The organism is Thauera sp. 27, from assembly GCF_000310125.2.
Lineage (GTDB): Bacteria > Pseudomonadota > Gammaproteobacteria > Burkholderiales > Rhodocyclaceae > Thauera > Thauera mechernichensis.
In genome coordinates this window covers 43,450-56,195 of record NZ_AMXB01000031.1, presented here as the reverse complement: position 1 = coordinate 56,195, position 12,746 = coordinate 43,450, and the positions used below count along the sequence as shown (strand labels likewise).

10 protein-coding genes are annotated in these 12,746 nt (G+C 67.0%); 5 read left to right on the top strand and 5 right to left on the bottom strand.

What is annotated here, in order from left to right:
- The first annotated feature begins 353 nt into the window (after positions 1 to 353).
- The 4 genes from B447_RS15930 to B447_RS15915 all read left to right on the top strand — a co-directional run bounded on the left by B447_RS15930 (position 354) and on the right by B447_RS15915 (position 7,012).
- Positions 354 to 2,597 carry a GGDEF/EAL domain-containing response regulator gene (locus B447_RS15930; RefSeq protein WP_232431647.1) on the top strand — a complete coding sequence of 748 codons (2,244 nt, stop codon included), beginning with the start codon at positions 354 to 356 and terminating at the stop codon, positions 2,595 to 2,597.
- Complete coding sequence (locus tag B447_RS15925) at positions 2,594 to 3,694, top strand: ABC transporter substrate-binding protein (protein WP_002942710.1); 1,101 nt, start codon at positions 2,594 to 2,596, stop codon at positions 3,692 to 3,694. The genes B447_RS15930 and B447_RS15925 overlap by 4 nt, the downstream gene beginning before the upstream one ends.
- Positions 3,695 to 5,626: a sensor histidine kinase gene (locus B447_RS15920; RefSeq protein ID WP_002942707.1), complete on the top strand. Its 1,932-nt coding sequence runs from the start codon at positions 3,695 to 3,697 to the stop codon at positions 5,624 to 5,626.
- Between the two features lie 87 nt (positions 5,627 to 5,713).
- The gene (locus tag B447_RS15915) at positions 5,714 to 7,012 is read left to right on the top strand and encodes an acetyl-CoA hydrolase/transferase family protein (protein WP_002942699.1); all 1,299 of its coding nucleotides are present in this window, start codon (positions 5,714 to 5,716) and stop codon (positions 7,010 to 7,012) included.
- Positions 7,013 to 7,063: 51 nt separating this feature from the next.
- Here B447_RS15915 and B447_RS15910 read toward each other — a convergent pair whose 3' ends face one another.
- From B447_RS15910 to B447_RS15900, 3 genes are all read right to left on the bottom strand, one after another.
- Complete coding sequence (locus tag B447_RS15910) at positions 7,064 to 7,498, bottom strand: CBS domain-containing protein (RefSeq protein WP_002942689.1); 435 nt, start codon at positions 7,496 to 7,498, stop codon at positions 7,064 to 7,066.
- Positions 7,499 to 7,732: 234 nt separating this feature from the next.
- A complete protein-coding gene (gene asd, locus B447_RS15905; RefSeq protein WP_002930833.1) occupies positions 7,733 to 8,590 on the bottom strand; it encodes an archaetidylserine decarboxylase in 858 nt (285 codons plus the stop codon).
- 71 nt (positions 8,591 to 8,661) lie between these two features.
- Positions 8,662 to 9,267: a LysE/ArgO family amino acid transporter gene (locus tag B447_RS15900; protein ID WP_002942677.1), complete on the bottom strand. Its 606-nt coding sequence runs from the start codon at positions 9,265 to 9,267 to the stop codon at positions 8,662 to 8,664.
- Between the two features lie 152 nt (positions 9,268 to 9,419).
- Between B447_RS15900 and B447_RS15895 the strand changes: the two genes are divergently transcribed.
- Positions 9,420 to 10,310: a LysR family transcriptional regulator ArgP gene (locus B447_RS15895; RefSeq protein WP_002942676.1), complete on the top strand. Its 891-nt coding sequence runs from the start codon at positions 9,420 to 9,422 to the stop codon at positions 10,308 to 10,310.
- A 252-nt stretch (positions 10,311 to 10,562) separates the two neighbouring features.
- Here B447_RS15895 and B447_RS15890 read toward each other — a convergent pair whose 3' ends face one another.
- Positions 10,563 to 11,879, bottom strand: a complete 1,317-nt coding sequence (locus B447_RS15890) for a cobyrinate a,c-diamide synthase (protein ID WP_002942675.1) — start codon at positions 11,877 to 11,879, stop codon at positions 10,563 to 10,565.
- On the bottom strand, positions 11,876 to 12,724 hold the full coding sequence (gene cobA / locus B447_RS15885; RefSeq protein ID WP_002930826.1) for a uroporphyrinogen-III C-methyltransferase: 849 nt from the start codon (positions 12,722 to 12,724) through the stop codon (positions 11,876 to 11,878). The genes B447_RS15890 and cobA overlap by 4 nt, the downstream gene beginning before the upstream one ends.
- Positions 12,725 to 12,746 lie beyond the last annotated feature (22 nt).

The following is a 12,746-nucleotide window of genomic DNA, read 5'->3' as shown; positions in this document are numbered from 1 at the left end:
CCCGCCGCCCCCCCCCCCGCCCCGATGTCGATGGCAACCGCGGCAACAGCGGGCGCGCCCCAGGCGCAGACGGCAACCGCGCGCCGCACGGGCAGGGCCGCGGCACGAGCGGACGACCTGCCCAGCGTCCGGCCCTGTTCGCGGCCAAGCCCGGCAGCGGCAACCGCTGACCTCCCCGGGGGCCCCACCCCGGGTAATCGCTGTCAGGCGCCCCCTTCGCAGCGCCTGCAGAGACCGTTTAAGATTGAAGCAAGGATGCATCCACGCCTGACACGAGTCCTGGTACGCACTGCGCGTACCAGGACCCGTGGAGGGCATTCGCTTTGCGCTTCTTCATCCAGGCGGAACGACTCATGGGGCCTCATGGCGACGATCTGGTCGAGTTCATCGACGACTCCCCTCTGCCTGGGCCTGCGCCGGCCCATGGAAGACGCAGCTGGACCGTTCTCATCGTCGACGACGACGAGGACGTCCATGAGAGCACCCGTTTCGCCCTCCGCGGCCTGGACATAGAGGAGCGCCCACTGCGCTTGCTCCACGCCCATTCGGCGGCGGAATGCATGGCAGTGTTGCGCGCCGAGCGCGACGTCGCGGTCGTGCTGCTCGACGTGGTGATGGAGGCCTCCGACGCCGGGCTCGTCGCGGTGGAAGGCATCCGCGGCGAACTGGGCCTGCACAACACGCGCATCATCCTGCGCACCGGCCAGCCCGGCCAGGCGCCCGAGATCGACACGATCCGCCGCTACGACATCAACGACTACAAGACCAAGAGCGAACTCACTCGCACCAAGCTGTTTACCTCGCTGACCGCGGCAATCCGCTCCTACGCGCAGTTGTGTCAGCTCGACGAGAGCCGCAGGGGCCTGGAGCAGATCGTGGCCTCCAGCCACCACCTGATGGCGCACGACGGCGTACAGGGCTTCGCCGCCGGGGTGATCACCCAGATCGCCGGCCTGTTCGGCATCCCCTCGGAGGGCCTGGTGTGCGCAAGCGCCAGCGGCGACCCGGACAGCCTGACCGCAGAACAACTCAGGATCATCGCCGCGGCGGGCTGCTTCAGCCACCTCGTCCAGCACCCCGTCTCCGAGATCGGCGATCCGCAGATCATCTCGAACCTCACCCGCTGCCTGCGCGAACAGCGCAACCTCGTAACCGAAACCAGTGTCACGCTGTGCTTTTCCGGCCACGAGGATACCCGCTATGCCGTGTTCATCGATTCACCCGAACCCCTGGGCGACGTCGATCGCGAACTGCTCGGCGTGTTCTGCACCAACATCTCGCTGTGCGCAGACAACGTCGAACTGGTCACCCGGCTGCGCGAGATCGCCTTTGTCGACCCCTTGCTGGGTCTGCCCAACCGTAGCGCCTTCGTCCAGCACCTCGACACTGCGATCGAGGCCGACGCCCTCGCGGGCTGCACGATCGCCCTCATCGATCTCGACCAGTTTGCCGAGACGAACGACATGTTCGGCCACGTCTATGGCGACCGCCTGCTTGGCGCCATCGCCAGCCGCCTTCGCAAGGCCCTGCCGGGCTCGTGCACGATCGCGCGGGTCTCGGGCGATGTGTTCGCGATCTGCGGCGACGAAACCCTGGTGTCGCCCGCCCACCTCGCACCACTATTCGAAACCCCTTACGTGTTCGACGGTATCGAGCGCCCGGTGTCGGCGTGCATGGGCTTCGTGCGAGCCGACACCGGCTCCAGCGCTGGGGCCGAACTGCTCAAGGATGCATCCATCGCACTCAAGCGCGCCAAGGCGCGCGGACAGGGCGAGCATGAGTTCTACACCTCGGCAATCGGGCTGGAATCGCGCCAGCACACCCGGCTGCTGCACGAACTGCAGCAATCCTTCGGCAGCGATGCGCTCTTTCTCGCTTTCCAGCCGCAGCTCTCACTGGAAAGCGGACGGGTCACCGGCGTGGAGGCCCTGCTGCGCTGGCGCAGGGCCGATGGCAGCTTCGTCCCGCCAGACCAGTTCATCCCGGTAGCCGAGCGCTCCGGCATCATCACCCTGCTGGGGAACTGGGTCATGCGCACGGCGCTGGGTGCACTCGCGCAACTCGACCACGCCGGCTTCAGCGACATCCGCATGGCCATCAATGTCTCGGCCGCTCAGCTGCGCGACCGCAGCTATGCCGAACAGCTCGGCCTCGCCCTGCAGGAGAGCGGGGTGGCGCCAGGGCTGCTCGAACTGGAGATCACCGAGTCAGTGGCCGTCATGGGCATGGCCCGGGTGTCCGCGCTTCTCGCCGAAGTCAAGGCACTGGGCGTCGAGATCGCGATCGATGATTTCGGGACCGGCTTTTCATCGCTGTCCTACCTCGACCAGCTCCCGGTGGACCGGCTCAAGATCGACCGCAGCTTCATCGCCCTGCTCGACAGCTGCCGCCCCGGCGCCCGCATTGCGGAGATGATCGTCCCCCTCGGCCATTGCCTTGGCATCGCGGTGCTTGCCGAGGGTGTGGAGACCGAATGCCAGGCCGAACGCCTGCGCGCGATGGGCTGCAACGAAGCGCAAGGCTACCTCTACGCGAGACCGATGCCGCTCGATGCGCTCCTGCAGTGGCTGCAGACATACCGGACAAGAGTCGCATGAGCGTACAACGCATCCTCATCTTTCTGCTCGCGGCCTTGCTGGCCGCATGCGGCAAACCCGAGCCGATCGTGATTGGCTTCATCGCCGGCCTCTCCAATCGCACCACAGACACCGGCGAAGCGGCGCGCAATGCGCTCACCCTTGCCATCGAGGAGCGCAACGCGGCGGGTGGCATCGGAGGCCGTCCACTGCAACTGCTGGTCGGTGACGACGGCCAGGACGCTGCCACTGCTCACCAAGCCATGCAAGCGCTGATCCGTGCCCGCCCGGCGGTGATTGTCGGCCCGTACACCAGCGCGATGGCCGATGTCATCCTCCCGCTGGCCGACGCAGCAGGCGTCGTTGTCCTCAGCCCGGTCATCACGGCAATGCACTTCGTCGGCAAGGACGACATGCTGATCCGGCTCAACCGCAGCACGCGCGACAATGCCGCAGACTATGCCCGCGTGCTCGCCGAACGCGGCCTGCACCGACTGGCTGTGGCTTACGACGTACGCAACCGGGCATTCTCCGAGTCCTGGCTCGCCGAACTGCGCAGCCAGTTCCCAGCCTACGGCGGAGAGGTCATTGCCGCGGTCGAGTTCGAATCCGCCGCAGATACGATGTTCAGCGAGGTCGCCGCACGCCTTCTCGAAACCGAACCCGATGGGCTGCTGTTCATCGCCAATGCAGTGGATGTCGCGCGGCTGGCACAACAGACGCGCAAGCTCTCACCAAACGTGCCGCTCGCTGCCGCGGAATGGGCCGCAAGCGAACAGCTGGTGGAGCTCGGCGGCCAGGCCGTGAACGGACTGTTGATCGCGCAATCCCACAATCGCACCGACGAAGCGCCTCGCTTCACTGCCTTCCGCGACGCCTACCGGGCCCGTTTCCAGCGCGACCCCGGCTATAGCGCGATCGCCAGCTACGATGCCGGCATCGTGCTGTTCCAGGCGCTGGAACGGCGCAAGAGCGGGCAGTCCGTGAAGGACGCCGTCCTGCGCCACGGCCCCTACCCCGGCTTGCAGCACCTGATCGAGATCGACGCCTTCGGCGACAGCACGCGGCCGATCCATTTCGCAGAGATCCGCGACGGCCAGTTCGTCCTGGTGCGCTGAATGACCCTCCGGAACTGGCGGCTGCGCAGCTTCGTCGTTGCCATCATGGCCGCCACGACCGTCATGGTCGTGGTGCTGGTGGTAGCGGCCCTGCTCGCGATCAGCATTCCCGCCCTCGAAGATGAGACCCAGCGCGAAGTGCAGTTGCAGGCCAACGACCACGCCAACCGCACACAGATCGTGCTCGGTGCTCTTGAGTCGCGCCTGGAGGTGGTAGGCGAGAGTCATGCTCTGGTTGACGCAGAGGTATTCGCGGGCGTCCTCGACATGATCATCGCGCGCACTCCGATGCTGCGAGCGCTTTACCTCGTCGATGCCAACGGGCGTGTGACAGCGGCAGGACTGGACTCGTCGATGAGCCGGCTACGCAGCGAGATCCTCGGTAGCGATCTGTCATCCACCCCCTTGTTGCGCGCAACCCAGGCGACCCGCAGCACGACCTGGAGTGACACCTACCTGTCCGCGCTCTCGGGGGTGCTCACCGTTGGCGTCGCGACACCGGCCGGTGACTCGCACGTACTGATCGGCGAGGTGCCGCTCGACGCCGTATTGAGCACCCTGGAAGAAACCGGCAGCACTCGCCTTGCCGCACTCTGGGTAATCGATAGCCGTGGCGAGGTCATCACCGAGTCCCGCCACGGCCCGGGTGCCCGACGCATGAATCTCAACGGCCTGCCGCTTCTGCAGGCCAGCCTTGCAGGCACCCCCCTGCCCCCCTACATCGACTTCGAAGGGCAGCGCTACCACGCCGGGCTGGCGCTCTCGGACGCCCTCAACTGGCGCTTCGTCACCATTGCCCCGACCGGCCTCGACAACCCACGGGTGAGCCGTATGGTGATCGCCATCGGGGCGGCGTTCGCGATCGCCTTGTTGCTCGGCGTACTGCTGTCACGCAGCCTCGCGCAGCTTCTGCTCGCGCCACTGAACAGCATCATTGCCCAGGCCCGCGACACAGCGCACGGCAGGCAGGGCCACTGGCCGCGTGGCCCGGTGGTCGAGCTCAATGCCCTGTCCGGCGACCTTGAGGCGATGGCCGCGCACCTGCAATCGCTCAACCTCGACCTGGAGCAGCGCGTAGCCCAGCGCACCGAGGCCCTCGCCGAAAGCAACCGTTCGCTGCAGGCCACGCTGGCAGAGCTCGAGCGTACCCAGCACGAACTCGTACGCGCCGAAAAGATGGCGGCCCTCGGCGGCCTGGTGGCCGGCGTCGCCCACGAACTCAACACTCCGATCGGCAACGGGCTGATGGCGGTGAGCACGCTGCAGGGGCAGGCCGGCGACTTCCGCCGCTGCATGCAGGCCGGGCTGCGGCGCGCGGACCTCGATGCCTTCCTGCTCAACGTAGACCAGGCGGCAGACATCGCAACGCGGAACCTGAGCCGTGCCGCCGACCTTGTGACCAGCTTCAAGCAGGTCGCCGTGGATCAGTCGAGTGCCCAGCGCCGTCGCTTCATGCTCGACGAGGTCGTCGACGAGATCATCATCACGCTGCGGCCCTCGATCAGACGCCTGCCGTTCTCGATCGAGACCGACATCCAGCCCGGCCTGGAACTCGACAGCTATCCGGGCCCGCTCGGGCAGGTCCTGGCCAACCTCATCAACAACGCCTTGATCCACGCATTCGAAGATCGCGAGCAGGGCACGATCGTCATCGCCGCACGCCGCGCTGAGGACGGACGCATCAGGCTGACCGTCAGCGATGATGGACAAGGCATGGACGCAAGCGTACTGGAGCAGGTGTTCGAACCCTTCTTCACCACGCGCAAGGGGCGCGGCGGCACCGGACTGGGCCTGCACATCGCCTTCAACGCCGTCGCCAACGTGTTGGGCGGCAGCCTCACGGCCAGCAGCACAAAGGACAGGGGCAGCTGCTTCGAACTGCGCATCCCAGCGATTGCCCCAAGCATGAGCGAAACAGGCGCGACAGCCTGACGCCACATCGCATCCATACGCACCAGTATGGAACCCGGTATAATCCGCGGTTACGCCACTAAAAGCACCGTTGCCACGGAGGACAGCATGACCGAGCCGCAAGCCCTTTATCTCGAACGGCGCATGACACCCGCCGATGCCGCCGGCTTCGTGCGCGACGGCGACACGGTGGTCGTACCCACCGGCGTCGGTGAGCCGCCCGCGCTGCTGCACGCACTGTCCGAACGCCGCAACGCGCTGCGCAACGTCGCGGTGAGCCAGATCCTGCCGCTGCGCAAGTTTGCCTACCTCGACCCCGAGACGCGCGCGAACATCCGCCACGACGCCTACTTCTTCGGCGGCGCCACCCGTGCCGGTGGCCAGGCGGGCTGGGTGGACTTCATTCCCGCCTACTTCTCCGAGCTGCCGATGCTGATCGACCGCGGCCTGTCGCCGGCCGACGTGGTGGTGTCGATGGCCTCGCCGATGGACGAGCACGGTTACTTCAGCCTGGCGCTGGCGCCCGACTACACGATGGCAGCGATCCGGCGCGCCCGCGTGGTGCTGCTCGAAGTGAACCCGAACGTGCCGTTCGCCAACGGCAACTGCCACATCCACATCTCGCAGGTCACCGGCCTGGTCGAAAGCGCCGAGGCGCTGTTCGAGGTCGGCCTGCCGCAGATCGGCCCGGTACAGGAAGCCATCGGCAAGTACGTCGCCGACCTCATCGACGACGGCGCCACACTGCAGATCGGCTACGGCGGCATCCCCGACGCGGTCGTCATGCAGCTGCAGCACAAGCGCGACCTCGGCATCCACACCGAGATGATCGGCGACGGCATCCTGTCGCTGATCGAATCCGGCGCCGTCACCAACCGCCAGAAAACCTTCATGCCGGGCAAGACGGTTGCCACCTTTGCGCTCGGCTCGCGGCGCCTGTATCGCCACCTGCATCGCAACCCGGCGGTCGAGATGCACCCGGTGGACTTCACCAACGACCCCTACATCGCAGCGCGCAACGACAAGCTGTGCGCGATCAACGCCACGCTGCAGATCGACCTGCTCGGCCAGTGCGGCTCGGAGAGCCTGGGCCACCTGCCCTACTCGGGTACCGGCGGCCAGGTGGACTTCGTGCGCGCAGCCAACCGCTCGAAGGACGGCAAGGCCTTCATCGTGCTGCCGTCGACGGCAAAGAACGACACCGTGTCGCGGATCGCGCCAGTGCTCTCGCCCGGCACTCATGTCACCACGAGCAAGAACGACATCAACTACGTGGTGACCGAGTATGGCGTCGCCGAACTTCGCGGCAAGACCGCCAAGCAACGCGCGCGAGCGCTGATCGGCATTGCCCACCCCGACTTCCGCGCCGAACTGCGCGAAGCTGCAAAGCGCATGGGGCTGCTGTAAGCGAAACCGGGAAGTCGTGCTGCAGGGCGATCGCCCCGCAGCACGGATCGCTCAGAGGATGACGGTGATTTCCTCGCGACGCACCAGTTCGGAACCGAAGTCCAGGGCATCGAGCGCAAGCGCATCGCGCGCCGTCACCACGCCAAGCGGACGACGGTCGGCATCGACTACCGGCACGTGGCGCACGCCGTTCTCGAACATCAGATGCAGGGCATGGCCGAAGGGCTTGTCATCGGTCAGCGTCTGCGGGTTGTGGGTCATCACCTCACCGACCGGCGTGGCGTCGGGATCGAGGCCGGCGGCAAGCACGCGGAAAGTGGCGTCCCGTTCGGTGAAGATGCCGGTGAGCACGCCATGCTCGGTGATGAGGGCAGCGCTGCAGTGCAGGTCCTGCATCATGCGGGTGACTTCGCGCACCGGCTTGAAGACCGAGACGCTGACGAAGGGACGCTCGGCGAGAACCTGATGGATCGGACGGCTGGGCATGATCTGTCTCCTGATGCTCTTGTGGAAAGGCACAGTTATCAAAGCTTCAACCGTGCCAGCTTCGGCACCCTCTGCCGTAACCCGACAGCAGGCGCCAAGCACCTGTTTTAGCGCATCTTTTTGACAGCATAATGACGTTGCAAGAATATTGCAGCGCAATATCCCGCCTGCAGCATGCCTCACCAGCGTGCATGGGCAGCATGGCTCGCACCGCGACGGTGCAAGCGAGGATGCTCAGTCCTCAACCTTCTTGCACTGCGCCATGGCCTCGCCCATGCGTACCGGCCGCGCTGCGACCCACTCGGAACTGAAGCGCAGCACGTCGCGCGGGAACAGCATCACCACGGTTGAACCGAGCAGGAAACGCCCCATTTCAGCGCCCTGCTCGAGCACGACCTCGCCCTCGGCGTATGCGCGCTTCTCGATGTCCGGCCGCCGCGGCGGATTGACGACGCCGTGCCATACGGTCGCCATGCTGCCGACGATGGTCGCACCCACCAGCACCATCACGAAGGGCCCGAACTCGCCCTCGAATACGCACACCACACGCTCGTTACGCGCAAACAAGCCCGGTACGCCGCGCGCGGTGGCCGGATTGACCGAGAACAGTTCGCCAGGCACGTAGATCATCTGGGTGAGGCGTCCCGCGCAGGGCATGTGGATGCGGTGGTAGTCGCGCGGCGACAGGTACAGGGTGGCGAAGTCACCGTCCTCGAAGCAGGCAGCCAGGCTGCGGTCGCCACCCACGAGCGCAGCGGTGGAATAGAAGTGCCCCTTGGCCTGAAAGATCTGGTCGCGCTCGATGGGCCCGAACTGGCTGATCGCACCATCCACCGGGCACACGAAGTCGGCCTCGGCATGCGGCCGCGCACCTTCGCGCAGCGGGCGGGTGAAAAAGGCGTTGAAGCTGGCGTAGCTTGCCGGGTCGGGATTGGCCGCTTCGGCCATATCCACGCCGTAGCGCTTGATGAACCAGCGAATGACGGCAGTGGTCACGCGTCCGCCCTCGAGACCGGCCAGCTTGCCGGCAAGCTGGGTAAGCAGACGCTTGGGCAGGACGTACTGCAGGGCAACGGTGAGACGTTCGGACACGGCGAGATCCTGGACGAGAGCGGCGCAGCAGGCGCCAAGGCCACGATTATAGCGGCCGCCCCGGTCTCACCCTATGCCAGCAGCAGCGATGCGGCGATCCCCCACAGCATCAGGGCGACCAGCCCGTCCAGCACGCGCCACGCCAGCGGACGGGAGAACAGCGGCACGAGCAGACGCGCACCGTAGCCGAGCAGCACGAACCACACGATCGACGCACTGATCGCACCGGCGGCGAAAAGCGGACGCAGATCCTCCGCCTGCTGGCTACCGATCGAGCCGAGCAGCACCACGGTATCGAGATAGGCGTGCGGGTTGAGCAGGCTGAAACCGGCCGCCGCGAGCAGGGCCTGGCCTCGCGACATGCGTTTGTGCTCGGCGAGGTTCATTTCCCGCCCCCCGCGCAGCGCCGAGCGCAGGGCGCGGCCACCGTACCAGAGCAGGAATGCGGCGCCACCGTAGCGCGCCATTGCCATCAGGTCCGGGCTGGCGACGAAAAGGCTGCCAAGCCCTGCGATGCCGACCAGGATCAGCGCCATGTCGCACAGTGCCGACACGCTCACGGTCAGCAGCACGTGCTCGCCGCGCAGCCCCTGGCGCAGCACGTGGGCGTTCTGCGCACCGATCGCCATGATCAGGCCGAGCGTGAGGATGAAGCCGTTGAAGTAGACATTGCTCATGATGCGTTCCGTTGTCGTTATGGGTCGGCGGCAGCGCCCGCGCGATCCTTTGTATGCAGCGAGCGGTGCAGCACCGCAATGACCCAATGTAGCGCCGCAGAAACGCACGATTAAGTAAAATCGATTTAATTCATTTTCGACAAAAACTGCTAATGATCGACCATCGCCTGCTCGCCTTCGAAGCCGTGCTGCAGGAAGGCGGCTTTGAGCGTGCCGCGCGCCGCCTGGCGCTCACCCAGTCCGCGGTGTCGCAACGGGTGAAGCTGCTGGAGGCCGAACTCGGCCAGGTGCTGCTGGTGCGCAGCAAGCCGGTGCGCCCGACGCCGGCCGGCCGTCGCCTGCTGCCTTACCTCGCCCAGCTACGACTGATGGAGACCGAAGCGCGACGCGCCCTGGAGCCGGGACAGCGCCACGGCCCGATGCGGCTTGCGGTTGGCGTCAACGCCGACTCGCTCGCAACCTGGTTCATAGGCGCCGTCGCCGAGGTGGTCCGTGAAGAGGGCCTGGTCCTCGACTGCGTGGTGGACGACCAGGATCACACTCATGCCCTGCTGGCCGACGGCGAGGTACTGGGCTGCGTCTCCACCCGCCCGGATCCGATGCGCGGCTGCGCAGCGATCCGGCTTGGCGAGATGCCTTACCTGTGCGCCGCCTCGCCGGCCTTCCGCGCACGCTGGTTCCCGCGCGGCCTCAGCCGCAGCGCGCTGGCGCACGCGCCGGCGATCATCTTTGGCCGCAACGACGACATGCACGAGGCCTTCCTGCAGCGTCACTTCGGGCTGGATACCGGGCAGTACCCTCACCACGTCGTGCCCTCTTCCGAGGGCTTCATGGCCTTCGCGGTCGCCGGCCTGGGTTACGGCTTCATCCCCGAGATCCAGGCCCGCGCCCACCTGGCGCGCGGCGAGCTGATCGACCTCGCCCCGCAACGTGAGGAGGTGGTGCTTTACTGGCACCACTGGCAGGTACAGTCCCCGGTGATGGCGCGGCTCGCAGGCGCGATCGCGGAAGCCGCCGCGAGAGCGCTGGGTACGCCCGGATGACCAGCCCCCGGCAATCGCCCTTACCGCGCTGTTCGGTGGAAAGCGGCGCCAGCCGTGAGGGGTTGAAGGCGATGGGGGTGGGCGGGTGCGACGAAAGGCTCGCGACTTGCGTCGCTCCTACAGCACACCGCGTGCGCCCCCCGTAGGAGCGGCGCCAGCCGCGAGGGGCTGAAGGCGATGGGGGTGGCGGGACGACGAAAGGCTCGCGACTTGCGTCGCTCCTACGGCACGCCATCGGGCGGCGCGACGTGCCTACGCCGCGCGGGCGTTGCCAGCCAGCAGGGCCGCAACGGCGGTCGGGTTGGAAGGGAACCAGAAATGCATGTAGGAGGCGGTAATCGAGCCGAGCCGATACACCGCCTCGCCCTCGCCGCCATCCGGCCGTTGCGCATGCAGCCAGGGCTCGAGCGGTGTCACGGTCTTCGAATAGTGGAAGGTGTGACCGGTGATACGCCCTTCGGGCAGGTCCGCCTGCTGCATGCCAAGCGCAGCCAGACGCTGCTGCATGATCGCCCGCCCCGGCAGCACGCCGGCAAAGGCGTGCTCGACGCCTGCCTTGTCCACCACAGCTTCGAGCAGGCTCATCATGCCACCGCACTCGGCAAGCAGCGCCCGTCCGGCCGCCACGTGGGCATGGAGGTCGGCGCGCAGGCGCACGTTGGCCGCCAGCGCCGCGCCATGCAGCTCGGGATAGCCACCGGGCAACCATACCGCGGCGCTGCCCGCCGGCAGCGTCTCGCCCGCGAGCGGGGAGAAGAACACCAGATCGGCACCCAGTGCGCGCAAGGTGTCAAGATTGGCCGGATAGATGAAGCCGTAGGCAGCGTCGCGAGCAATGGCGATGCGCCGCCCCGCCAGCAGCGGCGGGGGGGCGGGCAGCGCCATTGGTGGAAAATTCACCGCGGGCGGCAGCGCGGCCGCGCCCGTCTGCTGCAGATGATCGGCAAGGCGGTCGAGGCGCTCGTCCAGGTCGGCGATCTCCGCGGCCTGCAGCAGGCCAAGGTGGCGCTCGGGCAGCGCAGCCTCGGCGTCGCGCATGACTGCGCCGAACCAGCGCATGCCCGCAGGCAGCGCCGCACGCAGCATGTCGGCATGGCGCGCGCTACCGACGTGGTTGGCAAGTACACCCGCAAAGGGCAGTCCCGGCTGATAGTGCGCCAGGCCGTGTGCGACGGCGCCGAAAGTCTGCGCCATCGCGCGTGCGTCGATCACGGCCATCACCGGGATCCCGAAACGGCGTGCAATGTCGGCGGCGGAAGGGGTGCCATCGTAGAGCCCCATCACGCCTTCGACCAGGATCAGGTCTGCCTCGCCGGCGGCAGCGTACAGGCGCGCAGCAATGTCGGCCTCGCCGCACATGCCGAGATCGATGTTATGCACCGGAGCCCCGCTCGCCACCGCATGGATCTGCGGGTCGAGGAAGTCCGGCCCGCACTTGAACACCCGCACCCGCCGTCCGAGCCGGGTGTGCATGCGCGCAAGCGCCGCGGTGATGGTGGTCTTGCCCTGGCCGGAGGCCGGTGCGGCAACGAGCAGCGCCGGGCAGGCGCGCCCACCTGCAGCGCTCACGCTGCGCCCTTGCCGTGCACCACGGCGCAACCGGCATGCGGCAGCGGCGAGGACTTGGGCTGGTCCTGGGGTTCGAACCAGGCGAGCTTGGGATACAGGCCGACCACGCTGCCGATCACCGTCAGCGAGGGCGGGCGCACACCTTCTTCCAGCACACGCTGCGCCAGTGTCGCGAGGTTACCCACCACCACGCGCTGGGCGTGCGTGGTACCGCGCTCAATGACCCCTGCCGGCGTCTCCGGCGGCAGGCCGTGGGCGACGAACTGTGCACAGATATCGGCCAACCGCGAAATGCCCATGTAGATCACCACAGTCTGATGCGGACGCGCCAGCATCGGCCAGTCGAGATCGACCTTGCCCTCTTTGAGGAAGCCGGTTGCGAACACCACGGACTGGGCGTGGTCGCGGTGAGTGAGTGGAATGCCCGCGTACGCGGCGACACCCGCCGCCGCGGTTACGCCAGGGATGACCTCGACCGGGATGCCCGCATCGACCAGCACCTCCATCTCCTCGCCCCCACGACCGAAGATGAAGGGGTCGCCGCCTTTCAGGCGCACGACACGCTTGCCTTGCTGCGCGAGCTCCAGCAGCAGCTGGTTGATCTCGTCCTGAGGCAGCGAGTGGTCGGCGGCCTTCTTGCCGACGTAGATACGCTCCGCCGCGGCAGGCGCGAGCTCGACGATGGCTGGGCTAACGAGGTTGTCGTACACGACAACATCCGCCCCGGCCACCAGACGCGCACCGCGCAGCGTGAACAGCTCCGGATCACCAGGGCCTGCCCCCACCAGATACACCCAGCCGGGCTGGGGACCGGGACGATGAACGGCAAGATCGGGAATAGTCATGTCAATTGCTCCATACCGGCCG